Source organism: Agrobacterium leguminum (assembly GCF_005144435.2).
Taxonomy (GTDB): domain Bacteria; phylum Pseudomonadota; class Alphaproteobacteria; order Rhizobiales; family Rhizobiaceae; genus Agrobacterium; species Agrobacterium leguminum.
On record NZ_CP120211.1, the window covers coordinates 2269454 to 2295094 of the forward strand.

Sequence of the window (25641 nt, forward strand, 5' to 3'; positions counted from 1 at the left end):
TGTCCGCACCGCAATCGAAGAATGGTTACCAATCTTTCACCGCACCGCCGAACAAGATTACAGATATTACAATTATGACAGGGGAGATAACCAGCGAGCCTTTGAAGATCGCCGCCGCCATGCCTATGATGGTGGCGGGAGGAAGTGCAGTGCTTAATCAGAAGGTTCGCATTCTGATCGTCGAGGACGATCCGGATATGGCCGAGCTCATCTCGGACCTCATCGAGGCGGAGGGCTGGCTGCCCACCTGCGCACGCTCTGCCGAGGAGGCGGACGAGATATTGGCAAGGGACAGGATGCAGCTTGTGCTGGTCGATCACAATCTGCCGGGCACGTCCGGACGCACCTTCGCCCAGCGGCTGCGCAGCCAGATCGATATCGGCATCGTCATGGTCACCGCCGCCGGCAGCGCCGCCGACCGGGTTCTCGGTCTGGAAACAGCTGCCGACGATTATGTGGTCAAACCCTTCGAACCCATCGAACTCACGGCCCGGATCAAAGCCGTACTGCGCCGAACGATCCCTTCGCTGAAACAGGAGAAGGACAGCGATCATGGGCGCGGGGCGCTTCGCCTCGGCGACTGGGCAATCGATCTCGATGCACGCCGCGCCGTTTGCCTGAGCGATCACAGCCGTACACTGACCACCGCCGAATTCGCGCTTCTGGAAATACTGGCGGAAACACCCAACCAGCCCGTCAGCCGCTCCCAGATTCTCGACAGGCTGGGTTCGGAGAGCGACCGTTATATCGACAGAAATGTCGACGTGCTGGTGCTGCGGCTCAGGCGCAAGATCGAGATCAATCCTGATCTGCCGCGCCATATCAAGACGCGGCGCGGCAAGGGTTACGTGCTCCACACCGATGAGGGCGAGCTTTCCCCGTGATCAGCCGCTCCTTCCTGTCCTCCATCGCCTTTCGCCTGCCCTTTGCGATTGTCTTTACCTGCCTCCTCGTCTTCAGCCTTTCCGCCATCGCCATTTATGGCCTGCAGCGCGCCCGCGACGAAATGGCGGCCTATGGGTTGCAGGCCTTTTCCAGTCTCGCCAAGGCGTCGCTGGTTTCGCGGCAGGTCTCCGATCTCGTCTCCAGCGCACCGTTCCTGATGAACGCCGCCTCGCCCTACCGCGTTTCCAGCGAAAGCCGCTCGGTGGTCCAGCAGGTCGATATCTTGCTTAAAATGACAGGACCGGACAGCGGCGAACGGATCACCCGTGGCTTTGCCAGCGAACGCATCGTTGAACTCCTCCAGATCATCCGGGAACAGACGCTCGATCTTGCGAAGGATGCCGATGCGGCACAGGGTCACAAGGCGGAAGCGGCAGCGGCGCTCGGCGAAATCGCCACCGGTCAGGGCATCCTCGATCCGGAACTGCGCCGGCGAATGAACGGCATCGTACAGGCCGCATCCGCATCCGACAGCCTTTTCCAGCTTGGCGAACTGCGCCGCCGCTACGTGGCGGAAACAACGGCGCGCCAGCAGGGCTATCCCGGCGAGCGCCTGCCCGTGGCCGAGCTGCAGCCCTACGAGCGGGTCTTCGAAGCCCAGAGCCGTTACCTTCTGGAAATGTTCGCGATCCGCGCCTCGGTCTCCCGGCTTCACACCGTCTCGCGGGATCTTTCCCATGTGACCGAAACCCAGGGCGATGCGGTTGCGCGCAGCCTGAACGAAGACCTGATTTCGACCTCCGATGCTCTCAACCGGCTGCTGATCATCGTCGCCGTCGCCTCGCTTCTGGTTCTCATCGTGGCGATCTTCTCGATCCGCTCGGTGATGCGTGTCTCGCGCGGGATCGTGACGCTCTCCAACGGTATGAATGCCCTTGCCAAGGGAGATAAGGATGTCGGCCCGCCCTCCTATACCGGTCCCGAGACGGAGTTGATCCGGCTGCTCGATGCGTTTCGCGCCTTCCATGACAGCGTCGACCGCGTCTCGCGCCTCAGGCGTACGGCCGAAGCGGCAGCCCGCACCATCCGCTCGACCTTCCGCACCATGAATGAGGGAATTGCGCTCTTCGATCCGGCCGGCCGGCCCATCACCATGAACCGTCGCATCATCGAACTCGTCGGACGCTCCGGCTCGTCGCGAAAACTGCCGCTTCGGAGGTTTGTCGAACCGATCCCGGAAATCGACCCGGCTCTGCTGCCCTTCGATGCAGAGCCGGGGGAATTGCTCGACCGCGCAGTCCTGCGCCATCGCACCAACGATCAGCGGGTGATCGAAGTATCGATGTCACGCCAGCCGGATGGCGGCATCGTGCTGCTCGCCCGCGATGTGACCGCTCTGGATCGTCAGGAAGCGGAAGCCGTCAAAGCCCAGAGGCTTGATGGCATCATGCGCATGACCCATCAGGTCAGCCATGAGGTGGGCAACATGATCGGCATCATCACCGGCAGTCTAGGACTTCTGGAGCGGGAAGCCGGTTTCAACGATCGCCAGAAGCGACATATCGCCCGCATCCGCAAGGCGGCGGACCGCGGCCGCTCTCTGGCCAGCAGCATGCTTACCATCGGCAGTCAGCAGCCGATTCATCCAAGCGTCATCAATGTCGCAAGCCTGCTGCGCGGCATGGCCGATATTCTCGAAATCGCCGTCGGCCCCAAATGCCGGATCGTGCTCCATATCGAAGACGATCTTCCTTCGATACCGCTGGACCCGGCCCTTTTCGAACAATCCATCCTCAATCTCTGCCTGAATGCCGCAGCCGCCATGCCCGATGGCGGCCTGATTTCAATCGAGGCCGCCTCCGGTAAAGATACGCTGGTGATCGCCGTCACCGACGAGGGCATCGGCATGACGCCGGAGGCCGTGGACAAGGCCTTCGAGCCCTATTTCACCACGCGGGGCGACCATGGCGGTGCAGGTCTCGGCCTCGCCATGGTCTACGGTTTCGTGCGCCAGAGCGGCGGCGAAGCGCATATCAGTTCCAGACCCGGCGAAGGCGCAAGGGTTGAACTGACGTTCCCGGCAAATGCCGGCTACACCTAGCGGGCAAGCTGTGCGGATTCGATCGAATCCGCCAGTATCTCCAGCCCAAGGTCGATTTCCGAATCCGATACCGTCAGCGCCGGCGCAATGCGGAAGACGCCGCCCATGCCGGGCAGCTTGACGATATTCATGCTGAGGCCACGCAACATCGCCTCCTGCATGATGCGCGCACCGAGTTCGAAACCCGGGGCTTTCGTATGCCGGTCGGCGACGACTTCAAGTCCGAGCAAAAGCCCGCGCCCGCGCACGTCTCCAACGCATTCGAACCGCTGCTGCAGCGAGAGCAGCCCCTCCTTCAAACGGTTTCCGCGGGCAATCGCCTGTTCCACCAGCCCATCACGCGCCACCACATCGAGAACCGTCACGCCGACAGCCGCCGGCAGCGGATCGGAAACATGGGTCGTATAGAACAGGAAACCCCTCTCGAAGGCCTTCTGTTCGACCTCCGCGCTCGTCATCACCGCCGCAAGCGGCAGGCCGGCGCCGAGCGTCTTCGACAGCGTCATGATATCGGGCGTCACACCATCGCGCTGGAAGGCGAACATATGCCCGGTCCGGCCAACACCGGTCTGAGCTTCATCGAGGATGAGCAGCATACCGCGCTCCTCGCACTTTTTCTTTAGCGCAGCGAGATAACCGGCCGGCAATTCGAGGATACCGCCGCTCGACAGGATCGGTTCGGCAATGAAAGCGGCGAGATTGCCGGTCGACTGGCGATCGATCAGTTCGAAGGCATCGTCGAGCTCCGCCTGCCAGTCATTCGACCCATCGGGATTCTTGAAGCGCGGACGATAGGCATTCGGCGCGGGAATGACGAGTGAGCCGGCCGTGGCCGGGCCATAACCCCTGCGGCCGGCGCTATAGGTGGCGGAGGCCGCAGCGCCGGTCATGCCGTGCCAGCTCTGCGCAAAAGCGACGATTTCATGCCCGCCGGTCACGAGCTTCGCCATGCGGATCGCCGCCTCGTTGGATTCAGCCCCGGTGGTCAGCAATTGCACGCGATCGAGACCCGGCGCGAGCGCCGCCAGCCGCGCCGCCAAGTCGACGACCGGGCGCGACAACATGCCGGAGAAGAGATGCGCGACCGATGCCATCTGCCGGTTGACGGTGGTGACGATATCCGGATGGGTATGCCCGAGCAAAGCGCTCATCTGGCCGGAGGTGAAATCGAGAATGGCGCGCCCATCCGCATCATAGACGAAACTTCCCTCAGCCCGTTCGACGATGATCTCCTCGAAGGCCGGTCCGTAGCGGGTCAGATGTTTATTGGCGGCCTCCCAGAAAGCCGGTTCGTCATTGAGCGAGGCGAAGTTCTTCGCAAGCTTGTCCATGGCACGTTCCCCAAGAGTTTATCTTGCCGAAACATAACAACCCATTGCCACCTCAGTCCAATTGATAGTATTTTACTCCGATATCGATAATTTTGATATCGCCATGCTCGACCTTACGCTGCTGAAGAACTTTATCATTGTCGCTCGCGCCGGCTCCATCAGCGTCGCCGCCGCGCAGATCGGACGCACCCAATCCGCGCTCAGCACCCAGATGCAGCGGCTGGAAGAGCTGGTCGGCCATACTCTGCTGCAGCGAACGGGTTCGGGAGTGCGTATGACCGCGGCGGGCGAGAGACTGCTTGCCCATGCCAGCGCCCTGCTTGCCCGGCATGATGAAATCCTTGCCGATATGGGCGAGGCAACGCTGCGGGGAACCGTGAGCCTTGGCTGCCCTGAAGATTATTCCATCGCCTTCCTGCCGGAACTGCTGAGAGGCTTCTTCGGCACCTACCCGAAAGTCGATCTGCGCATGGTCTGTGCGCCCACGACGGAATTGCGTCCCCTCCTGCAGCGCCGCCAGATCGACATGGCGCTGGTTTCGCAATCCGATCCGGATCACCGCGACGTGCTCCGCAGGGAAAGCTTCGTCTGGGTGGCGGACAGGCCGGAGCCGGATCTCATCACCAAGGATGTGCTGCCGCTGGCGCTCTCCGCGCCCGTGACGCTGGATCACCGCGCGGCGTGCGACGCCATGGAAGCCGCCAATCGCCGCTACCGCGTCGCCTTCGCCAGCAACAGCCTTTCCGGCCTCATCGCAATCGCGCGCTCCGGCCACGCCATCAGCGTGCTGACAAGGACAGCCGTTCCAGCCGACCTTCATATCGTCAAAAGTGGGCTACCACCCCTGCCGACGATCGGCATTGCCATCGAGTTTGCCGATACGCAGACATCTTCGGCAGCCAGGGCGCTGGGCAATCACATCCGCACCGTCCTTCCCGGTCTCAGCCTCTAGCGTTAGATTATCTGGGCTTCGAAGCGACGGGCTGCCGTGGTTACCGGCGGCACGGGTCTCGAGGTAGCGATCTTCACGACTTCCGTTCAATCACGCAGGATACAATCGTCTGGAACTTCGCCAGGCTATCAAGCGGCTTAACCTATCCTTGTACAACGATCCGGGCACCGGGCTTTACCCGGTTGTAAAGGTCGATGATATCCTGATTCAAAAGGCGAATGCAGCCGGCCGATACAGCCTTGCCGATTGAGCCTGGATCATTCGTGCCGTGAACGCGATAATATGTGTCCCTGCCATCCTTATGCATATACAGCGCTCGGGCACCCATCGGGTTCGATGGGCCGCCATCGACTCCATCCTTGTTCGGGCCGTAATGCGCGGGATTCCTTGCGACCATCTCAGGTGTTGGGATCCACCGAGGCCAGGCAGCTTTTCTCGCAATAATCGCGTCGCCACCATCGAAGGCGCGCGCAACAGGGCCGACACCAACGGCATATCGGATCGCCTTATTGCCGGGTTGAATCAGATAAAGGAAACGTGCTCGTTGATCGACGATGATCGTACCGGGCTTTTCGTCCGTGGCATAGCTTACGACCTGCCGCACGAACTCGGGATTCATTTTTCCGGTATTAACGCCGGCAATATGAAAACCGGCATCCGTCTTTTCGCCATACATAAGCATCGGGTCGGTTCCGATCGGGGCTGCCTCCCGATCTTCGACACGCTCATTGGAAGGGCGCGGCGCAGCGCCGGAAATGCGGTCGGCATTGCTTGCGCAAGCGGTGAGGAAGATTGTCAACACGACGGCCATCGACCTGCGAGGAGAAACAATTAGACGAATCATGGGAGCCTGCTGGAATTGGTTGGAGCCTATAAAACGTGGCTGAAGCTCCAACCTTAAGGCTGCCTTAAACGCTAGTCCGGTCACTCCTGCGGCAGAATGAGCGTCACGACGAAACCGGAAACAGCCTGACGAAAATCAAGCTCCCCGCCGAGCTTTCGCATCGCCATGTCGACAATCGCCAGGCCAAGGCCGCTGCCCTCGCCATGGGCCGAATGCCCTCGCTTGAACCGCTCCCTGACAGTCGCCTGATCTTTCGGATTTATGCCCTGCCCTTGATCCGTCACGTCGATTTCGACCTTGGGACCCTTCTTCAGTGCACAAATCTCAACGCTTGAGCCTTCCGGCGAATACTGAATCGCATTCTCGATCACGTTGCGCAGGGCCAGACGCAGGAGATTCACGTTTCTCAAGGTCACCATTTCATCCGGTTGCATGCGAAGCTTCACGGAGATGCCACGCCTGCTGCTCTGGGCTTCAAGATCGGAACGAATGTCCTCCACTATCCCTGCGAGCCGCACCGTCTCGATCCCGTCGCCGCGATCCGCCGAATCGACGAGCGCCAGGTCGATAAGCTGGCGAACAAGACGCCCGGTCCGGTCAACGCTCGTCGAAATATGCGCCAGCGCCTTGTCTCGAACGTCATCCTCCTTACTCCGCAGCGCCACCTGAGCCTGGGTCTTCAATCCGGCAAGCGGGGTCTTCAACTCGTGGGCGGCATAGGCGATAAACGTCTTCTCACGCTCACGGGCTGCCTCCACCCGCAGGAAGAGGGAGTTCAGCGATCTGAGCAGCGGCTTGATTTCGCTGGGCGTGTCCCTGTTTTCTATGGCGTGCAGTTCATCTGCAGACCTCAACCCCAGTGACATGGCGATCCTGTTGAGCGGTCCAAGCCCCTGTCCAACACTCAGCCAGATCAGCACCGCAAGGATCGGCAAAATGGCAACAGCCGGAACGAGTTGCCCCTTGACCACATCGGCAACCAGCCTGTCGCGTATCTCCAGGCTGTCGCCCACAAGAACACGGGCATTGAGGTTGGGGTTCACAACCGCAAAGACACGCCATCGGACACCATCGACGATGGTTTCGCTAAACCCGTCGCGATTGTCTGTGAGCGATTCACGCGGCGCACTTTCCGACCGGCTGACGAGTTGCCCCTGAAGCGACCAGATCTGGCAGGAGAGTTGCCGTCGGTAGTCCTCCTGGAGATCGAACGGCGAAGCGGCGTCGGTGGCTTTCGTGTCATCCACGGCGGCAGCCACATCGATATGGTGATCGGTGAGGAGCGAGCTGACCATACGGGCGGCTTCCATCAGTCGCGCGTCCAGCACCCGCTCGACCTGATGCTGCACGCTGAAATAGGTCCACATGACGGCAAGCAGCCAGAGGGCTCCCGTCGTCGCCAGCAGGATCGCAAAAAGCCGCAACCGGATCGAGCGCATCAGGGCATCCCCAATCTGTAGCCAACTCCGCGCACCGTTTCGATGGCGGCACTTCCAAGTTTGGCGCGCAGCTTATGCACATACACCTCGATCGTATTGCTCTCCACATCCTCCTGCCAGCCGTAGAGACGCTCTTCCAGTGCCTGTTTGGAGTGAATTGCCTGGGGACTTTCCATGAGCGCATGAAGAATCGAGAACTCGCGGCGCGACAGGATTACGGTCGACCCATCCCGAAGAACCTGCATCGAAGCGGGATCCAGCGTCAGCCCTCGCAGACTGATCTGCGCACTCGCCCGCCCGGCCGCACGGCGCATGATCGCCCGCAGACGGGCGGCAACCTCATCCAGATCGAAAGGTTTGCCAAGATAATCGTCGGCGCCCGCATCCAAACCATCGATGCGGTCTCCAACCTCATCCTTGGCCGTCAGGAGCAGGACGGGAATCCGGTTTCCACTGCGACGCAAGCCGTTCAGGACATCCAGCCCGGAACCGTCCGGCAGCATTCGATCAAGCACGACCGCATCGAAATTATCCGTCGCCAGCGCCTCCGACGCATCGGCGGCCGTTGTCACGCCGTCCGCGACAAAGCCGCTCAGCTTCAAACCTTCCCGTAACCCGTCGAGCAGGATCGGATCATCTTCGACAATGAGAATTCGCAATCACGCCTCCGCAAGCGGTTCATCCAATTTTGCAATGCGCGCGTCAGCTTAAGCCTGCCTTAAGCTCCCGGCGAGATCAGTCCCGGCATGGAAGAATACATGAAAGGATATGCCGGATGCGCATATTGGCGTTCACATTTGTGATTCTGGCGCTTTTCAGGGTCGTCTCCCCGGCGTCCGCGCTGGAAACACCACTTGCCATGGACCAGGCGTTCAAGGCAACGGTCGAGCGAGGAAACGACGGCCGCGCCATCATTCGCTGGGCGATCAATGACGGCTATTATCTCTACCGCGACTATCTGAGCGCAGAAGGCGAGGACGGCCGCAAACTGGAAATCCAGTCCCTCCCCGGCGAGATGAAAGAGGACCCCAGTTTCGGCTTTACCGAGATTTACTACAAGACGGCAATGGCATCGATCGCCGAAGCGCCGGCAAAATTCCGCCTTACCTATCAGGGTTGCCAGGACAAGGGGCTCTGCTATCCACCGACCACCAAAACGGTCGACATGGCAAACCTGACCGTGGGCGCTGAAGGTGTGTTTTCACAAAACAGCTTCGCTAAAGCCGCACAGGCTTCGGCCGGTATCTCCATGGACGCCACACAGGAAGGATTTTCACTGGCGGAGGATAGCGCGCAAACGGCGGTCGATCTGCTGCTGGCGGATGGTGGATTGATCCTGCTTCTTGCCGGATTTCTCGGCTTCGGATTGCTGCTCGCCTTCACGCCATGCGTTTTCCCGATGTATCCGATCGTTGCGGCCATGCTCGCCCGGGAAGGCGAAAAACTGACCGCGCGGCGCGGCTTCCTGTTGTCCCTGTCTTATGCGCTTGCGCTTGCATCTGCCTTCGGACTGATGGGAATGGCCGCCGCATGGTCCGGGCAAAACCTTCAGGTCGCACTGCAATCGACCTATGCCGTAGCCGCGATATCCATCCTGTTCGCCGTCCTCGCGCTCGCAAATTTCGGCCTTTTCCACATTCAGCTTCCCACCGCAATCTCGGCCCGGTTTGCGAAATCACCGCAGGGCGCGAGCACGATTCCCGGCGCGATGCTGCTCGGCTTCTCCTCGGCATTGCTCATCGGACCTTGCGTCACGGCTCCCCTGGCAGGTGCGCTTCTCTATATTGCCCGCACCGGTGATGTCGTCATCGGCGCCGCGGCACTATTCGCCCTTGGACTGGGCAAGGGGATTCCACTCGTCATCATGGCGACCGCAAGCGGCAAGGCGCTGCCGAAAGCAGGGCTGTGGATGGAAAAAGTGCGCCAGATTTTCGGCTTCATGTTTCTGGCCACCGCGCTTTGGCTGGCAACGCTGCTCATGCCCGAACGGCTGACATTGCTCGGATGGGCAATACTTGCCCTTTCCTTCGGCATTTTTGCTTTCGGTGCAGGGACCGGCGATCAAAAGTCCGGTGTGAGCGTGCTTTCCCGCACGACGGGTCTCGCATCCATTATCTGGGCAATCTTGATCTTCGTCGGTCTCGGCATCGGTGCAACGGATCCACTCTCGCCCCTGAAGCCGCTGAGTTCCGCCAGCGGCTCAGGATCGCTCGCATCGATAAAAAAAAGCGACTTCCAGAAGGTTTCCTCCATCGCAAGCCTGGGCTCCCGGCTCGACAGCTCGCCGCCACAGGAACCGACACTCCTCTATGTGACAGCGGACTGGTGCGTGACCTGCCGCACGATCGAGCGCTCACTTCTGACCGCACCCGATGTGGTTGAAGCGTTGAAGGGAGTGAACCTCATCAGCCTGGACCTGACAAAACTGGACGCGAATAAACAGGCGTTGCTTTCGAGATTGAAGGTGGTCGGTCCGCCCACGATGGTTTTTCTCGACGGCAACCGAAGGGAGCCGGAAGCAACACGGCTGATCGGCGAATTCTCGGCCGCAGATCTGGCAGCATCCGCTCGCAGGGCGCAGGGATCGCCTCCGTGAACGACGTCGCGATCAATCCTGCCGTATTGCCGGTATCCAATAATCCAACAAGGAAAATTCTGATGTTTTCACGACGCGATTTCATGGCCGGCGGACTGGCGGCTTTTACCGGAGCGCTGGTGTCTGCAGGAGACGGCTTCGCACAGCAGGTCAGCATGGACGAGGTGTTCTTCGACAGGGACGCACCCGTGCTTGGAAATCCCAAAGGCAAGGTCACGATTGTCGAATATTTCGATTATCAATGCCCCTACTGCAAGACCTCACATGCCATGGTGAAAAAGGTTGTCGCAAATGACGGCGACATCAGGCTTGTTTTGAAGGACTGGCCGATCTTCGGCGGCGCATCTGTCTTCGCGGCACAGGCGGTGCTGGGGGCCGCCCAGATCGGTAAATATGAAATCGCCATGGAAGCGCTGATGAAAACAAAAGCGCGTATTTCCGAAAACGATGTCGAAAAGGCCCTGACTGGCGCCGGATTGGCGATGAAAGACATCGCCGCAGCGGTGAACAGCAACAACAGGAAAATCTCCGCGCTGCTCGATCGAAACTATCGCCAGGCGCTCGCCTTCAACTTTGTCGGCACGCCATCCTTCGTCATCGGCAAGACGATCTATCCCGGTGTTCTGGATGAGAAAGGCCTAAAGGCCGCCATTAAACAGGCCCGGTCATAATTCGCAAATCTCCCCCCGGAACAACGCCCCTCCCTTTCGTCTCGATTGTCAGGGAAGTTGCCAGTCGAAATCGTCCTAAGGAACCCCTCGATGCCCTATAATTATCTTACACGAAATTTCCCGGTCGCTGCCTTTCTGTCGAGCCTGCTGCTTGTCTCCCCTTCCGTGGCGCAGGATGCGGCGAAGAATGGATCGAACGACGGACTTCCGGAAATTCTTCGTTCTATCGAGCTTCAGGGCATTAGAATCCTCGGAGAAATGGATGTTCCGGGAGGGCTGAGAGGATTTGCCGCAAAAGCCGGAGCACAACCGATCGCGATCTATTTGACACCCGACAATAAACACGTTGTCGTCGGCACCCTGGTCGACGCCACGGGCCGGGACATGGCTGCGGCGCAAATGAAGAAAGTGGTCGAGAAGCCGATCCTGGAAGATGGCCGGAACCAGCTTTCCCAGTCAACCTGGGTTCAGGATGGAAAGGCCGATGCACCCCGGATCGTCTACACTTTCACCGATCCCAATTGCCCCTATTGCAACAAATTCTGGCAGGCGGCGCGTCCATGGATCAATAGCGGCAAGGTTCAGTTGCGACACATCATGGTCGGCGTCATCAGACAGGATTCACCTGCAAAGGCGGCCGCCATACTCGAAGCGAGGTCTCCTTCGGAGGCATTGAAGGAAAACGAACTGAAGCACAAGGATGGCGGCATCGCCCCTTTGCAGTCCGTAAAAGAACAGACCACGGCCAGCCTCGACCGCAACGCCAATCTCATGACCGAACTTGGTTTCGGAGGCACGCCCGCAATCATCTTCAAAAAAGCCGATGGCACCATCGGAACCGTTGCGGGCATGCCGCAAGATTCAGCGCTCGAAATAATTCTGGGTCCGAGATAATTGAGGATTCGAAAAAGAGACGCTCTGGCGAACCGCAAATCAAACGCATCGAATATGCAAATGTAAGGATGACTATTATATAAGCGACCCGCCATGTCGTGTGCGGCCGTCATCAATCTTTGCCCGCTTGGCGACAACAAAAAACTCCCGGCGCGTTAGCTTCGGGAGTTTTGGATATTTGGTTGCGGGGGCCTGAGTCCACAGAGACTTGTGAATTCGCAGCGAGGGCTTAGATATACAGTCGCTCTAATGAATTGCGGTCGGAAACGGCAAACTAATCATGCAAAAAATAATCCTATCGGAGGCAGAACTCAGCAAATCGGCTTATTGATCTGCGTGTTTTCGGGATTGCCTGATCAGCCAATCCCTGAACAACACGACATTGGGGTTGTTCGCTTTTCTTTCCGGGTAAACGACATAATAGGAATCGTCGGAATGCGTGGCATCACCGAAAGGCATGTGCAATAAGCCATTTTCAAGTTCGTGCTCGATGTAAAATGTTGGTACGACAGCGACGCCAAGTCCGTTTACGGCTGCATTGATGATCGTCTCATAGTGAGAAAATCTTATTCCCTGAATGCGTCCGCTATAGGATAGTCCGGCAAAACGCAGCCAATTCAGCCAGAGGCTGGGCCGGCCGGCATTTTGGATCATCGGGAAATTCGAAAATTCGAGTGGTTCAAGTTTCTCACCCAATGGGATAAGGCTCGGTGCGGCCACAACAGCAAGTTTCTCAGGGAAGAGTTCAATTGCACGGGCATGGAGCCACGTACCAGCCCCCCGCAATACCGCAATGTCCAAACGTGTCGTTTCGAAGTCGGTCGCGGGCGTTGCTAACGTGAACTCCAAGGGTATGTCCGGAAATGCCGAAATGAAAGTAGAAAGCCGTTGAGGCAACCAACGAGATGCAAAAGTTGGATGCGTTCCCACCATCAAGGAGGAATCAACACTACGGCCACGGACCGCATCGATAGAGATTTCTTCAAGCCGGTCCAGCGTGAAAGCAAGATCGCGATAGTAGTTGGCTCCAACTTCTGTCAGCACCAAACGTGGGCCTGAACGGTGAAAAAGGGTAGTCCCCAGAAAATCCTCCAGATTACGAATCTGCCGACTGATCCCGCTCTGCGTGAGACCGAGATCATCAGCGGCGCGCGTGAAGTTCATATATCGGGCCGCAGCTTCGAAGGCATGCAGCGCCGAAAGTGATGGAAGATACCGCCTCATTGCCCAAACCCCTCATCATGACTAAAACTCATGCAAGGCGGATTATTCGATGTTTTGTTTTAAATGCAAGATCGTCAAGACTGACTCATCCGGCGAACGTGCCTGTAACCCGAAGGGAAAAGGCAATTGCCGAGACTGCGACGCGGATAACTGGGAACCCGCAGAAGCAAGAGTACCGTCAAATAATGTAAAAAAGGGGATGACATGAACAGACGTAATTTTGGAAGCCTCCTTGGACTCGCCGGCGCGGGCGCGGTTGCAACCGCTCTTGCTACACCTGCAGTCGCTCAGGCACCCGCTGCTGGTTCGACATTTGAACGCATACGCAGCAGCAAGAAACTGCGTGTCGCCGGGATCGTTGGAACCGAACCATATTATCATAAGGATATCGCGACTGGTGAGTGGTCTGGCTTTTGTATGAGCATGGCCCGCGATCTCGCGAAGTCGCTCGAGGCTGAAGTCGAAATCAGCGAAACCACCTGGGGCAATGCGGTTCTCGATCTTCAAGCCAACAAGATCGACATCATGTTTGGCCTTAGCCCCACACCGTCACGTGCACTGGTGGTCGAATTCACCCGTCCGATCATGCAGAATACCTTCACCATCATCGCCAAGCCGGGCCTTGAACCGAAGACCTGGGAAGAGCTGAACAAGCCGGAGGTCCGCATTGCGGTCGATATCGGATCGACACACGATCTTTTCGCCCGTCGCGTTCTGCCAAAGGCAACACTCGTCGCGCTGAAGACTCCCGACGAGGCAACGCTCTCGGTTCAGACCGGTCGCGCTGACGCTGTCATCCAGGTCGCAATGCTGTCACTGGTAACTGTCAAGAAGAACGCGAATGTCGGCAAAATCGTTGTCCCCGGACCAATCGTGCGTCAGCCGACCTGTGCTGGCGTTCGTGCAGAGGACAGCTCACGATTCCGGACTTTTGTAGACAACTGGCTTGAATTCAATCGCTCTTCCGGCGTGGTGACGAGCTGGATTACCTCAAGTCTCGATCTGGTCGGCGTCCAGAAAGAGGATATTCCGGCCGATATTCAGTTCTGATGATCGGGTGTGGACAGGGTCACCCGTGATCCTGTCCCTGTTTCCAACAGGAGCTACCGTTGCGTGACGCACGGCGGCCATTGTATTTTTCGGTGAAACCATGGCCAGCTCGCTTGGTATCATGATGCTTGACACGACGTTTGAGCGTCCTTTGGGTGACGTGGGTAACGCTGGCAGCTGGCCGTTCCCCGTCGTCTACAAAACTGTCAATGGCGCAAGCGCCAGAACGATCGTCAATGGCGAAGACGATGCGGTTTTGCTCGATGCCTTTGTGGCTGCCGGTGAAGAGCTGGCGAGAGAAGGCGCCTGTGCATTGACGACATCATGCGGTTTTCTGGTGCTGCGGCAAAGCGCACTCGCAAGCCGCCTCACGCTTCCTGTTGCGACGTCCAGCCTGCTGCAAATTCCGCAGATCACCGCCTTTCTTCCCGCTGGAAAGAAAGTCGGAGTGATTACATATGATTTCAACTCTCTGACGGACCGTCATTTCCGGGAAGCGGGCGTCATGGATGTCCCTCCGGTTGCCGGACTGCCCAAAGGCGGAGCGCTTCACCAGTTGATCGAGGGCGACAAGCCCTATGACCGCGAGGCCCTCAGCAACGAGTTATTGCAGACCGTTCAGGATCTCGTCGACAAGCAGCCTTCCATCGGCGCGCTCGTATTTGAATGCACGAACTTGCCGCCTTTTTCAGCGGAGATATCGAAGCGTTTTGGCCTTCCGGTGTTCGATATCCTCACACTTGGCCGGTGGCTTCATGCAGGAGCCTCGATTGGTGAAGCGCGATAAATAAAAAAGTGGGAACGATATGCAATATCAATGGGATTTCAGTTTTCTCATACAGTACCAGAGCCTGATCTGGACGGGTGTACTTTATACAATCGGGTTTACGATTGGCACTGCGGTTTCAGGCTTGATTGTCGGTTGTCTGGTCGCCCTTGCTCGCCTCTCAAACGTAAAAATCCTCGGCGCGCTTATCACGGGCTTCATCGAGATATTCCGTTGTACGCCGGTCCTGGTCCAGCTTGTGTGGTGCTATTATGCGTTGCCGATCCTGACCGGAATAGAATTGTCTCCGGGTTCGGCAGCCTTCATCACCTTGACGCTTTACGGCGCATCATTTTTCGGCGAAATCATCCGCGGAGGCATCATTTCGGTTGATCTTGGCCAATGGGACGCGGGACGCGCACTCGGCATGAGGCGACATCAGCTCATGGCGCGCGTGGTTTTACCCCAGGCATTTCGCCGCATGATCCCGCCCTTGATGAACCAGACAGTTCTACAGCTGAAAAACACTTCGCTTCTGTCGGTTCTGGCCGTTCCGGATCTGCTTTACCAGGGCCAGTTGATCACGTCCGCAAGTTATCGGCCGCTGGAAACCTACACGATGATCGCAGTCATCTATTTCATCCTCCTTTTCCCGCTGACACGCTTCGCTCACAGGCTTGAAGCGCGTGCAGGCCGCTGATCACGAAAGGCTTATCATCATGTCAGAACACAATATGATCGAGCTTTCCGGCGTGAAAAAATCCTTCGGCGACTTCGAGGTCCTGAAGGACATCACGCTGAACGTGAAGAAAGGAAACGTCGTTGCACTCATTGGTCCCAGCGGCTCAGGAAAATCGACGTTGCTGCGAAGCGTCAATCTGCTGACGGTTCCGGAGCAGGGCTTCATTCGCGTGGGTGATCAGGCAATTGACTTTTCCAGCACGCGGAAGCTGCCCGGGGACAAGGCGCTTGCCGCCTTCCGCGCAAGGACAGGGATGGTTTTCCAGAGCTTCAATCTTTTCCCGCACATGAACGTCGAGCAAAATGTGATGGAAGGGCCGATCACGGTTCTGCGAAAATCCAAAGCCGAGGCGCGGGAGATCGCCCGCGGACTGCTGGAAAAGGTAGGGCTCGCCGATAAGTCAACGGCTCCCCCCGACAGTTTGTCCGGTGGACAGAAGCAACGCGTCGCAATCGCTCGGGCATTGGCGATGAAGCCTGAAGTCATGCTGTTCGATGAAGCGACCTCGGCGCTCGACCCCGAGTTGGTGGGAGAGGTTCTATCCGTCATCCGCTCTCTTGCCGCCGAAGGCATGACGATGCTGCTGGTCACGCATGAAATGGCATTTGCCCGCGACGTGGCGGACCGTGTCGTCTTCATGCGTGATGGATGTGTCGTTGAGGAAGGCGAGGCGCGCCAGGTGATCGACAATCCCGTTCAACCGGCGACGCGATCCTTCCTGAGCCATTTCCATAATGGTCTTGGTCCGAACTGATTGTGCCGACCGCCCCTCCTGCCGGGTCCTGGTTGGTACGTAAACTGAAAAACAGGTCATCCCGGTTCTGCCCCGGGGTCCATTAAAGTGATCGACAAGCGATGAACCCAACTCCCGCGTCACAGCAGGAGACGAATTTTTGCGCCCATCGATCAGCGATCGTCTAACCGTTGTAATGCTCGGGAATGATAGACATGCACGTAATCGTAATTGGCGCAGGCATAGTGGGTGCAAGTACGGCGCTGGAATTAATCCGTGACGGCCATCAAGTTACAATTCTGGAAGCCGGCGAGCCGGGCGGGCGTCAGAGCGCCAGCTATGGACACGGCTGCTGGATCAGCCCTGCGTCGGTCGTACCCATGTCGATGCCGGGTCTGTGGAGACAGATTCCGAGCTATTTGTTGAATCCCAAAGGCCCACTCGTCATCCGTTGGCGGCATATTCTCAAGCTCCTGCCATGGCTGGTGAGATTTCTCATCGCAGGCTCGACGGTCGCGCGGGTCGAAAAAACCGCGCATGCGCTGGCAACCCTCCTTGGAGACAGCCCGCAACGACACCTCAAACTGGCTGAAGAACTGGGCCTCAGCCATCTCATTCGTCAGGAAGGCCTGCTGTATGCTTATCCGGGCAGACAGGATTTCGAGGCGGAGAAATTATCATGGCATCTGCGCTCCATGACAGGCTTGCGCTGGAAAGAACTGGATGCTGGGCAACTGCACGCACGGGAACCACAGCTTTCCCATCGCTACAACTTCGGGGTTCTGGCGGAAGATGGCGCCCATTGCGTCGATCCCGGCGCTTACGTTGCAGCGATCGTTTCGACCGCAATCGCCCGTGGGGCCACTCTTATGAAAGCGCAAGCCAACGGTTTCGTTTTTGACGATAACAGTCTGATTGCAGTCGAGACGGATAACGGCCGCCTCAACTGCGACAGGGCCGTGATCGCATCCGGTGTCTGGTCCAAAGCCCTCGCACGCGAGGCTGGCGACCGTATCCCGCTCGAAGCCGAGAGGGGCTATCATGGCGTTGTTGTTTCCGAGGAGAACGGGCCTTCGCATCCAGTCATGCCAAGCGACGGCAAGATGGCGAATACGCCGACCTCGAAAGGTCTGCGCCTCTCCGGACAAGTCGAACTGGCATCGGTGGAGACTCCCCCCAACTGGAAGCGCGTCGACATTCTGATCGAGCACGCCATTGCCACATACGATCACTTGACTCCACGCACGGAGATGAAGCTGGACCGCTGGATGGGCCATCGCCCGTCCACACCGGACGGTTTGCCGGTCATTGGCACGTCCTCCCGCTCGAATAACGTTTTCTACGCCTTTGGACACGGACATGTCGGCTTTGCATCCGGTCCGATCACTGGCCGGATCGTCGCAGACATGGTTAGCGGCAAAACACCCACCTCTGGTATCGAGGCGTTTTCGCCAAGGCGCTTCGCCTGAGTGAGGCCGGCTCATGAAAGTTGGGAGAACATCCCATCATGCTTCCCGCAGCATGGGCCGGTCACAGTGATCATCCTCAAAACCACTGTCAGGTTGTGATTGAATTTTAAAGTAACGAAAGGAGACCGTCGTGCGCGGCGCAGATATTCTGGTGGACATGCTGATCGGATATGGGGTCGAAGTGATATTCGGCGTACCGGGGGACACCAACGTTCCTTTTTATGAGGCCTTGCAGGAGCGAGAAGACAGGATTCGCCACGTTATGGCACGCGACGAACGCTCTGCCGGTTACATGGCGGATGCCTATGGGCGCTTTACCAGCAAGCCCGGCGTCTTCGAGTGCCCATCGGGCGCAGGCGCCATGTATTCACTGCCTCCGGTAGCTGAATCGAACTCCTCCTCGGTTCCGGTCATTCTGCTGACGATCGACATTCCCCTCCCCGGTGAAGGCCGTGGCGTCTTGACCGAGCTGGATTGCGCTCGCCTGTTCGATCCGATCACCAAAATGTCAGTGCAAGTGAAATCGGCGGAAAAATTGCCGGAAATCATTCGTCGTGCATTCCGCGTTGCGTGCTCTGGCAAGCCAGGTGCGGTCCATCTCCAGATTCCAGAGGACATGCTTATCGCTGAGGTGGATCCGGCACGTGTATCGCTTCACGTCGAGGCCGAATGCAGGCAGTTCCCTGCATATCCTACGCTTCCGCCTCAGGACAAGTTGGATGCCGTGATGTCGATGCTGACGAGCAGCAAGAAGCCGTTGATCGTTTCGGGTGGTGGCGTCAACCGCTCTTGCGCCGGACCGGAGGTGACGGAGCTGGCTGAACGGCTGAATATTCCGGTCTGCACCACGATGACGGGCCAAGGTACAATGCCTGACGATCATCGGCTGGCGGTCGGCGTTATTGGCGACAACGGATTTCATCCACATGCCAACTGGTCTCTGGAACATGCCGATTTCGTCCTTTTTGTAGGATCAAGGATGGGCTCGGTCGTTACCATTGGCTGGACCTTCCCGAAAATTACGCTCAACAAGCGTGTGGCCCAGATCGATATCGATCACGAGATTATGGCCAACAACTACGAGAATGTGCTGTCGGTTCAGGGCGACGCCCGCCTGGTCCTTCAACGCCTCATTGAAATGGCACCTGCTGATAATGATGCGGCCCGGACACAGGAATGGGTCGATGAATTGAACGACTTGCGCGCTAACTTCTGGGAAAATGCCGAGAAGCTTTTAAGCTCTGAAGCCGCCCCGTTGCGACCCGAACGCGCAGTTCGATGCTTCAACGAAGCGCTCGAAGCTTACGGCAAACCGGCTCATATTTATTCTGACGCCGGAACGCCAACGCCGCATATGACACGTTTTCTGAAGTTGAAAGATCGCAGAATCCGCTTCGCGATACCACGCGCTTTCGGCGGATTGGGTTCTGCGCTGCCCGCTACGGTTGGTGCGTGGTTTGCCAACAAGGATCGCCGACCTATCGGCATGTTCGGCGATGGGTCATTCGGGATGACGGTCGGCGAACTGGAAACACTCGTTCGCCTTCAGGTTCCGGCCATTCTCCTGCTGTTCAACAACGGCACCTTCGGCTGGATCAAGGGGCTGCACCGGCTGAAGGGACATAACCAGTGCTTCGGCGTGGATTTCATGCCACCGCGTGGGCAGGCAATTGCGGAAGCATTTGACGTCAAGGCCTGGACCGCCACCAATTCGAAAGAGCTCGACAGGGCGCTCGCTGAAGCCTTTGCCTACACATCCGGCCCATGCCTGATCGACATTCACGTTGAATCAATTGCCGATCGCGTACCGCCGGTCTATTCGTGGCTGACCAAGCGCGGTAAAGACCCGCTGAGCATCGAGGCCGAGGAAGTTCGTTACTTTTGAGCGAATAACAATAATGGAGCGTCAGCTTTTCGCTGGCGCTCTATCAAGGTGATGTATTCACGGTCAAAGAATGGTCGAGGACAAGCTCGCGCCTTACGCCCTTCCCACATCAATCTGTGCACAACACCTCAAGAAAAACCGAAACGCCCGGATGAGCGCATCCGGGCGTTTCGCGTTACAGTTCGTCAGCCCAACTTTATTGGTCGGTCAGACGGTCTATGACTTCAAGCGGGTGTGGCAGGAATTTCCCGTCTATTGCCTTCGCCTGCGAACGACAGGAATAGCCAGTGGCCATAACCACGTTATCGCCGTTTGCCTTCGCTACGGGCGCGGCCCAACTCATGTCATAGAGTTTTTCCGAGGTGGCGCGGTTGCGAGCCTCATGACCAAACGTTCCCGCCATGCCGCAGCAACCGGCATTGACGATATCCAGCCTCACGCCTAGCCGTTCGAACACCTGTTTCCAATGACCAGCCGATGCCGGAACGTTGCTGCGCTCCGTACAGTGGAGCAGCAGCCCAAAGCTGGCATGTTTTATTGGCGATATGCTGGCGGAAAGCCGCTCCGACTGCGTGGCCAGCCACTCCTGTGGCAGCAGGACGGTCGCTTTCAATGGCGCATCAGACAGAGATTTGTATTCGCTGCGAAATGTCAGGGTCATCGAGGGATCAAGCCCCACAAGGGGCACGCCAAAATCGGCAATGGACTGGAGACTATGGGCCGTGCGCGCTGCCGCCGCCTCGAAACGCCGCAGATACCCATGCACATGCAGCGCCTTGCCATTGACATGCGGCTCGGCCAGAAGAGGCACCAGCCCTATTTTGCGGGCCAGCCTGATAGCGGCAAGTGCTACAGCCGGTTCGAATGAGGCGGTAAACGCATCGGTTACGAAGACCACCGCCCTTTCACGCTCGGATTGCGTCATCTTTCGGATGTTTTCAATGGTTGCTATGGTGGCACCAAGCTTGCGCGCATGGTCGGCAAGAGAAACAGCAGGCAGCAATGGCAATGCCGTCAACCCGGCAACACGCATCAGCCTGCGACCCGGTCCTGTTCCTGCAAGGAGATTATAGAGTGGCCTTGCCCGCCTGATGAGCGGCAATGTGGTCTCGATAGCGGCAACCAGCGGGTCTTTCAGCGGGCGCAGATAACGACCGTAATACATCTCCAGAAATCTAGCGCGGAAAGCAGGAACACTCACTTTGACAGGACATTGACCTGCACAGGCTTTGCAAGCCAGGCAATTGTCCATCGCCTCTCGAACTTCATGGGAAAAGTCGTACCTGTTTGCCGGATCGAGCGAGTTCAGCACCCGACGACACAGCGCCAACAGACGTTTGCGCCCGATACGCAGCGCCTCCGCCTCGTTGCGTGCGTCCCTTCCCTTTTCTGCAAGCAGCCGCAACCATTCACGCATCAGCATCGCCCGGCCTTTGGGCGAATAGCGTCTGTCGCGTGTAGCCTTGTAGGAAGGACACATCGGACTGGTTTCATCGAAATCAAAACAGGCACCATTCCCGTTGCAATAGGCGGCATTGTCGAAGGCGGAACGAATGTCGTTACCGATGATCCTGTCAACTCCCCCTCTCAGTGGCACCTCGTCAATTTTCAGCAGGGACTTTGAAGCCGGAGCCGCGATCTTGCCCGGATTTAGACGATAATCGGGGTCAAAGACCTGTTTTATACGCTGCAAATCCGGGTAAAGATCCTGAAAAAACTCCGGCACATATTCCGAGCGCACGCCCTTGCCGTGCTCTCCCCATAATACGCCACCATATTTGCGGGTCAGCGCCACCACCGCATCACTGATATGACGGACCATAGGTGTGTGGTCATCACGGCTGAGGTCGAGTGCCGGGCGTACATGCAGAACGCCCGCATCCACATGACCGAACATGCCATAGGACACACCTGCATAATCAAGCAAAGCACGAAACTCACGAATGTATTCCGCAAGGTTCTGCGGGGGTACAGCGGTATCTTCCACAAAGGCCACTGGCCTCACCGGCCCTTCGACATTGCCCAAAAGGCCAACAGCACGCTTACGCATGGCCCATATTGCTTCCGCATCGTGATGTCCACGGGCAATGGTGTATCCACGGTGACTGCTATCTGCGTCTAGCGCTGCGATCACCTGCGCCAGATGACGCTTCAACTCATCCTCGTCGTCGGCAAGCAGTTCGACAATATTGATACCGTTGGCTGAACCGGCTGTATCGTCCGGAAAGAAACGGGCGATGCCGTTCCAGACAATATCGCCCTTCGCCAGACCCAAAACCTTCTCATCAACTGTCTCGACGGAGGCGACTTTAAGTGCCGTCAACGCACGTGCGTGTTCCAGCGCGGTGTTGAAATCGCCATAGCGGATATTTACCAGCGCCACATGGCCAGGAATGGGAAGCAGGTTGAGTTCCGCCTCGCCGATCATCGCCAGCGTACCTTCCGAGCCGCACAAAATAGCGTTGAGGTCGAAATCACCGTTATCACGCCGCACATGAGCGAGGTCGTAGCCGGTCATATAGCGATTGAGATCGGGAAAAATCTCGCGGATACGATCTGCCTTTTCACGGGTAATCTTCTCGACCGTGCGGTAAATTTCTCCTGTAAGGTCACTCCGGGCCATGGCCTCATTCAACGCCGCGCTGCCCAGCGGGCGTGACCACAGGTCCGAGCCATCCATCAGCAAAACGCGTAGGCCAAATACGTGGCCGGAAGTCTTGCCATAAAGGCATGAACCCTGACCGCAGGCGTCGGTGGAAATCATGCCACCGATCGTTGCGCGGTTCGATGTTGAAAGCTCAGGCGCAAAAAACAGGCCATAAGACTTGAGTGCGCGGTTCAACTGATCCTTGACCACGCCCGCCTCGACACGGGCCATCCGGCGAACCGGATCGATTTCGAGGATACGGCACATGTGCCGGGAGCAATCGACAACTATGCCGGTTGTCAGCGACTGGCCGTTGGTGCCGGTGCCTCCGCCACGCGGAACAATGACGACTTTCCGAAATGCAGGCTCCGATAAAACCCTTGTAATTGTCTTCAGATCATCGGTATCTTGTGGAAAAAGCACCCCGGCAGGTTCCATCTGATAGATGGAATTGTCGGTAGCGAGAACGATGCGCGAGGCCGCGCGTGTCTCGATGTCGCCCCTGAACCCAGCCTCGATGAGACGCTCAAAAAAACCGGGTGACAGGCATGGTTCTCCGCAAGATGACTTCAGACGGGGGATCATCGGCTTTTAAATCCCATGCCTGATCAATCTTGCAGGGCAGCACATGCCCGCGCGATGCGGTCAAGCGCCTCTGTCAGTTCCGCCTCTGAGGTCGCGTAGGAAATCCGGAAGAACGGCGAAAGACCGAATGCCGAGCCGGGAACCACCGCCACATGGACCTCTTCCAACAGATAATCCGTGAAGTCGTGATCGGCCTCTATCCGTTTGCCCTTCGGTGTTACCTTGCCGATGACACCCGCACAGCCAGAAAACGCGTAAAAAGCTCCCTCCGGCGTGCGGCACTCCAACCCCTCGATAGTGTTTAGACGTGACACGACGAGATCGCGGCGGTGGCGGAAACTTGCCTGCCTTTCCTTCAAGAATTCCTGAGGGCCGTTAAGCGCTTCGACAGACGCCGCCTGTCCGATGGACGAAGGGCATGATGTCGCCTGACTTTGGATAACGGCCATGGCCTTTATCAGCGCCTTCGGGCCACCGGCATAACCGATCCGCCAGCCGGTCATGGCATAGGCTTTCGATACGCCATTGATCGTCAACGTCCGTTCCTTCAGGCGCGGCTCCATCGCCACCGGCGTCACGAAGCGGAAATCGTCGTAAACGATGTGCTCATACATGTCATCGACCATCAGCCAGACATGCGGGTGGCGCAAAAGCACATCGAGCAATGGCCGGTAATCGGCTTCGCTATAGGCTGCACCCGAGGGATTGGAAGGCGAGTTGAGAAGTACCCAGCGGGTTTTAGGCGTAATCGCCCTCTCAAGCTGCTCTGCCTGCAAACGGAACCCAGCGCTTGCATCGCAGGGGATCAGGACGGAGGTGCCGCCGCAAATTTCGACGATATCGGAATAAGATGTCCAATAGGGCGTAGGGATAATCACCTCGTCGCCCTTATCGAGCGTTGCCATGAAGGCATTGAAGAGTATCTGTTTGGCCCCCGTCCCTACCGTCACCTCGTCAACAGCGTAGTCAACGTGGTTTTCACGGCTGAATTTCGCAACGATCGCCTTTTTTAGAGCCGGCGTTCCGTCAAGTGCCGTGTATTTCGTCTCGCCCGCATCGATGGCTGCCTTGGCGGCATCCTTGATACTCTGCGGCGTATCGAAATCCGGCTCGCCGGCACCGAGCACGATGACCGGGTGCCCATCGCGCTTCATCGCCGCAGCCCTTGCACCGATCTGAAGAATTTTCGAAACGCCGACCGAGGCGATCCGCGAGGCGGGTCTGAAGCCCGCCTCCACTATGGCGGTGGAAATTGTCATGAGCACACCTCAGTCGATATCGAACGAAACGCCCTGCGCGAGCGGCAGTGATTTCGAATAGTTGATGGTGTTGGTGGCGCGGCGCATGTAAGCCTTCCACGAGTCCGAGCCGGATTCACGTCCGCCCCCGGTTTCCTTTTCGCCGCCGAAGGCTCCGCCGATCTCCGCCCCCGATGTGCCAATATTGACGTTGGCGATACCACAATCTGAACCATCGGCCGCAAGGAAGCGTTCCGCTTCGCGCATGTCGAGCGTGAAGATCGATGACGAAAGACCGGCGCCAACGGCATTATGGTCTTCGATCACCGCATCGAGATCGCTATATTTCATGACATAGAGGATCGGCGCGAAAGTTTCTTCCAATACCGGGCCTTCGTGTTGCGGCATTTCGACCAGCGCAGGCTTGACATAAAATGCCTCCGCGGAATCGCAATCGACGCGCTCGCCACCATGAACCACGCCGCCATGCTGGCGGGCCTCGGCCAATGCCTTCCGCATTCCATCAAACGCCAGCCGGTCGATCAGCGGACCGACAAGGGCAGAACCATTCAGCGGATTACCGACAGAAACACTGCCATAAGCCCTTTTCAGACGCGGAACGAGCTGGTCGTAGACGCTTTCATGTACGAACAGGCGGCGAAGCGTGGTGCAACGCTGACCGGCCGTGCCCATGGCACCAAAAGCGATGGCCCGTAGCGCCATGTCGAGGTCGGCGGAGGGGCAGACGATACCGCCATTGTTGCCGCCAAGCTCCAGAATGGCGCGGGCAAAGCGCGCCGCCAGACGCGGACCGACAGCCCGCCCCATACGCGTGGAGCCGGTGGCGGAAACCAGCGGCACCCTGGGGTGATCCACGAGGATTTCACCGATTTCGCGATCACCAATCAGCACTTGGGAAAGACCCTCCGGCGCGTCGCCGAAACGGCTGATCGCCCGCTCCAGCACCGCATGCGCCGCAAGCGCGGTCAGCGGAGTTTTTTCCGAGGGCTTCCATACGACGCTGTTACCGCAGACGATGGCCAGCGCCGCGTTCCACGCCCAGACGGCGACCGGGAAATTGAAAGCCGAAATAATGCCGATGACACCAAGCGGATGCCAGGTTTCCATCATACGGTGACCGGGGCGCTCGGTGGCAATCGTCAGGCCATAAAGCTGACGGGACAGCCCGACGGCGAAATCGCAGATATCGATCATTTCCTGCACTTCGCCAAGGCCCTCAGAGGGGATTTTCCCGGCTTCGATGGAAACGAGGCGACCGAGATCGGCCTTGGCGGCACGTAGTTCCTCGCCCAGCAGACGGATCAGTTCGCCGCGCCGTGGGGCCGGGACCAACCGCCATTGGCGGAATGCTTCATCAGCCGTGTCGATTGCCGTCGCCGCTTTGGCCGGCGTTACGGTTTTCAGCTTACCTGTTTTCTCGCCGGTTACCGGCGAAAACGAATCCATGTCGCCTGCGGTGTACAGCGACTTTTCGACACCAAGGCGTTCGAGAATGGCGGCGGCTTCTGCTGCAACGGATGTGGATTTCACGATGATGTTCATGGTTCAAAACTCCGGTTCGGAAATCT

The 25641-nt window shown here is 58.0% G+C and carries 20 protein-coding genes; 12 read left to right on the forward strand and 8 right to left on the reverse strand.

Annotation, left to right across the window (positions count from 1 at the left end; translation table 11 throughout):
* Window positions 1-149 precede the first annotated feature (149 nt).
* Window positions 150-884, forward strand: coding sequence for a response regulator transcription factor (locus CFBP4996_RS11100; protein WP_004433145.1), 735 nt, complete (start codon window positions 150-152; stop codon window positions 882-884).
* A complete protein-coding gene (locus CFBP4996_RS11105) occupies window positions 881-2986 on the forward strand; it encodes a sensor histidine kinase (RefSeq protein WP_080850856.1) in 2106 nt (701 codons plus the stop codon). Before CFBP4996_RS11100 ends, CFBP4996_RS11105 begins: the two co-directional genes overlap by 4 nt.
* Here CFBP4996_RS11105 and CFBP4996_RS11110 read toward each other — a convergent pair.
* Window positions 2983-4317 (reverse strand): aspartate aminotransferase family protein, encoded by a 1335-nt coding sequence (locus tag CFBP4996_RS11110; RefSeq protein ID WP_035264300.1) that lies wholly within the window; start codon window positions 4315-4317, stop codon window positions 2983-2985. The two genes, CFBP4996_RS11105 and CFBP4996_RS11110, sit on opposite strands and share 4 nt — an antisense overlap.
* Window positions 4318-4420: 103 nt before the next feature.
* Between CFBP4996_RS11110 and CFBP4996_RS11115 the strand changes: the two genes are divergently transcribed.
* Window positions 4421-5269: a LysR family transcriptional regulator gene (locus CFBP4996_RS11115; RefSeq protein ID WP_162935811.1), complete on the forward strand. Its 849-nt coding sequence runs from the start codon at window positions 4421-4423 to the stop codon at window positions 5267-5269.
* A 142-nt stretch (window positions 5270-5411) separates the two neighbouring features.
* On the opposite strand, the gene CFBP4996_RS11120 is transcribed toward CFBP4996_RS11115, so the two are convergent.
* The 3 genes from CFBP4996_RS11120 to CFBP4996_RS11130 form a co-directional block, all read right to left on the reverse strand.
* Window positions 5412-6113 carry a L,D-transpeptidase gene (locus CFBP4996_RS11120; RefSeq protein ID WP_233283547.1) on the reverse strand — a complete coding sequence of 234 codons (702 nt, stop codon included), beginning with the start codon at window positions 6111-6113 and terminating at the stop codon, window positions 5412-5414.
* 80 nt (window positions 6114-6193) lie between these two features.
* Window positions 6194-7552 carry an ATP-binding protein gene (locus CFBP4996_RS11125; RefSeq protein ID WP_080850853.1) on the reverse strand — a complete coding sequence of 453 codons (1359 nt, stop codon included), beginning with the start codon at window positions 7550-7552 and terminating at the stop codon, window positions 6194-6196.
* Window positions 7552-8211 carry a response regulator gene (locus CFBP4996_RS11130; protein ID WP_080850851.1) on the reverse strand — a complete coding sequence of 220 codons (660 nt, stop codon included), beginning with the start codon at window positions 8209-8211 and terminating at the stop codon, window positions 7552-7554. The genes CFBP4996_RS11125 and CFBP4996_RS11130 overlap by 1 nt, the downstream gene beginning before the upstream one ends.
* 125 nt (window positions 8212-8336) lie before the next feature.
* Here CFBP4996_RS11130 and dsbD point away from each other — a divergent pair, with 125 nt between their 5' ends.
* The 3 genes from dsbD (at window position 8337) to dsbG (ending at window position 11713) form a co-directional block, all read left to right on the forward strand.
* Complete coding sequence (gene dsbD, locus CFBP4996_RS11135; protein WP_162935810.1) at window positions 8337-10148, forward strand: protein-disulfide reductase DsbD; 1812 nt, start codon at window positions 8337-8339, stop codon at window positions 10146-10148.
* Between the two features lie 62 nt (window positions 10149-10210).
* A complete protein-coding gene (locus tag CFBP4996_RS11140; protein WP_080850848.1) occupies window positions 10211-10819 on the forward strand; it encodes a DsbA family protein in 609 nt (202 codons plus the stop codon).
* 90 nt (window positions 10820-10909) lie between these two features.
* Complete coding sequence (dsbG, locus tag CFBP4996_RS11145; protein WP_080850847.1) at window positions 10910-11713, forward strand: thiol:disulfide interchange protein DsbG; 804 nt, start codon at window positions 10910-10912, stop codon at window positions 11711-11713.
* Window positions 11714-12037: 324 nt separating this feature from the next.
* Here the strand turns inward: dsbG and CFBP4996_RS11150 are convergent, their stop codons facing one another.
* On the reverse strand, window positions 12038-12937 hold the full coding sequence (locus CFBP4996_RS11150; RefSeq protein ID WP_080850845.1) for a LysR substrate-binding domain-containing protein: 900 nt from the start codon (window positions 12935-12937) through the stop codon (window positions 12038-12040).
* A 204-nt stretch (window positions 12938-13141) separates the two neighbouring features.
* Here CFBP4996_RS11150 and CFBP4996_RS11155 point away from each other — a divergent pair, with 204 nt between their 5' ends.
* The 6 genes from CFBP4996_RS11155 to CFBP4996_RS11180 all read left to right on the forward strand — a co-directional run bounded on the left by CFBP4996_RS11155 (window position 13142) and on the right by CFBP4996_RS11180 (window position 19582).
* Complete coding sequence (locus tag CFBP4996_RS11155; RefSeq protein ID WP_031233311.1) at window positions 13142-13987, forward strand: transporter substrate-binding domain-containing protein; 846 nt, start codon at window positions 13142-13144, stop codon at window positions 13985-13987.
* Window positions 13988-14087: 100 nt separating this feature from the next.
* Window positions 14088-14774, forward strand: a complete 687-nt coding sequence (locus CFBP4996_RS11160; protein ID WP_080850844.1) for an aspartate/glutamate racemase family protein — start codon at window positions 14088-14090, stop codon at window positions 14772-14774.
* A gap of 19 nt (window positions 14775-14793) precedes the next feature.
* Window positions 14794-15453, forward strand: coding sequence for an amino acid ABC transporter permease (locus tag CFBP4996_RS11165; protein ID WP_020808408.1), 660 nt, complete (start codon window positions 14794-14796; stop codon window positions 15451-15453).
* A gap of 19 nt (window positions 15454-15472) precedes the next feature.
* Window positions 15473-16249: an amino acid ABC transporter ATP-binding protein gene (locus tag CFBP4996_RS11170; RefSeq protein ID WP_031233313.1), complete on the forward strand. Its 777-nt coding sequence runs from the start codon at window positions 15473-15475 to the stop codon at window positions 16247-16249.
* Between the two features lie 194 nt (window positions 16250-16443).
* Window positions 16444-17697 carry an NAD(P)/FAD-dependent oxidoreductase gene (locus tag CFBP4996_RS11175; RefSeq protein ID WP_031233315.1) on the forward strand — a complete coding sequence of 418 codons (1254 nt, stop codon included), beginning with the start codon at window positions 16444-16446 and terminating at the stop codon, window positions 17695-17697.
* Between the two features lie 130 nt (window positions 17698-17827).
* Window positions 17828-19582 carry a thiamine pyrophosphate-binding protein gene (locus CFBP4996_RS11180; RefSeq protein ID WP_020808411.1) on the forward strand — a complete coding sequence of 585 codons (1755 nt, stop codon included), beginning with the start codon at window positions 17828-17830 and terminating at the stop codon, window positions 19580-19582.
* A gap of 196 nt (window positions 19583-19778) precedes the next feature.
* Here CFBP4996_RS11180 and ydiJ read toward each other — a convergent pair whose 3' ends face one another.
* The 3 genes from ydiJ to amaB are packed head-to-tail and all read right to left on the reverse strand — an operon-like array spanning window position 19779 to window position 25615.
* Window positions 19779-22814 (reverse strand): D-2-hydroxyglutarate dehydrogenase YdiJ, encoded by a 3036-nt coding sequence (ydiJ, locus tag CFBP4996_RS11185; protein WP_080850842.1) that lies wholly within the window; start codon window positions 22812-22814, stop codon window positions 19779-19781.
* A 23-nt stretch (window positions 22815-22837) separates the two neighbouring features.
* Window positions 22838-24073: a pyridoxal phosphate-dependent aminotransferase gene (locus tag CFBP4996_RS11190; protein WP_080850841.1), complete on the reverse strand. Its 1236-nt coding sequence runs from the start codon at window positions 24071-24073 to the stop codon at window positions 22838-22840.
* A gap of 9 nt (window positions 24074-24082) precedes the next feature.
* Window positions 24083-25615, reverse strand: coding sequence for an L-piperidine-6-carboxylate dehydrogenase (amaB, locus tag CFBP4996_RS11195; RefSeq protein WP_080850839.1), 1533 nt, complete (start codon window positions 25613-25615; stop codon window positions 24083-24085).
* Window positions 25616-25641: the final 26 nt, after the last annotated feature.

What these genes read in the sequence shown, in the direction of transcription:
- CFBP4996_RS11110 (WP_035264300.1), bottom strand. Translation starts at nt 4,317, where the DNA reads ATGGACAAGCTTGCGAAGAACTTCGCCTCGCTCAATGACGAACCGGCT.
- CFBP4996_RS11115 (WP_162935811.1), top strand. Translation starts at nt 4,421, where the DNA reads ATGCTCGACCTTACGCTGCTGAAGAACTTTATCATTGTCGCTCGCGCC.
- CFBP4996_RS11120 (WP_233283547.1), bottom strand. Translation starts at nt 6,113, where the DNA reads ATGATTCGTCTAATTGTTTCTCCTCGCAGGTCGATGGCCGTCGTGTTG.
- CFBP4996_RS11125 (WP_080850853.1), bottom strand. Translation starts at nt 7,552, where the DNA reads ATGCGCTCGATCCGGTTGCGGCTTTTTGCGATCCTGCTGGCGACGACG.
- CFBP4996_RS11140 (WP_080850848.1), top strand. Translation starts at nt 10,211, where the DNA reads ATGTTTTCACGACGCGATTTCATGGCCGGCGGACTGGCGGCTTTTACC.
- dsbG (WP_080850847.1), top strand. Translation starts at nt 10,910, where the DNA reads ATGCCCTATAATTATCTTACACGAAATTTCCCGGTCGCTGCCTTTCTG.
- CFBP4996_RS11150 (WP_080850845.1), bottom strand. Translation starts at nt 12,937, where the DNA reads ATGAGGCGGTATCTTCCATCACTTTCGGCGCTGCATGCCTTCGAAGCT.
- CFBP4996_RS11155 (WP_031233311.1), top strand. Translation starts at nt 13,142, where the DNA reads ATGAACAGACGTAATTTTGGAAGCCTCCTTGGACTCGCCGGCGCGGGC.
- CFBP4996_RS11160 (WP_080850844.1), top strand. Translation starts at nt 14,088, where the DNA reads ATGGCCAGCTCGCTTGGTATCATGATGCTTGACACGACGTTTGAGCGT.
- CFBP4996_RS11165 (WP_020808408.1), top strand. Translation starts at nt 14,794, where the DNA reads ATGCAATATCAATGGGATTTCAGTTTTCTCATACAGTACCAGAGCCTG.
- CFBP4996_RS11170 (WP_031233313.1), top strand. Translation starts at nt 15,473, where the DNA reads ATGTCAGAACACAATATGATCGAGCTTTCCGGCGTGAAAAAATCCTTC.
- CFBP4996_RS11175 (WP_031233315.1), top strand. Translation starts at nt 16,444, where the DNA reads ATGCACGTAATCGTAATTGGCGCAGGCATAGTGGGTGCAAGTACGGCG.
- ydiJ (WP_080850842.1), bottom strand. Translation starts at nt 22,814, where the DNA reads ATGATCCCCCGTCTGAAGTCATCTTGCGGAGAACCATGCCTGTCACCC.
- CFBP4996_RS11190 (WP_080850841.1), bottom strand. Translation starts at nt 24,073, where the DNA reads ATGACAATTTCCACCGCCATAGTGGAGGCGGGCTTCAGACCCGCCTCG.
- amaB (WP_080850839.1), bottom strand. Translation starts at nt 25,615, where the DNA reads ATGAACATCATCGTGAAATCCACATCCGTTGCAGCAGAAGCCGCCGCC.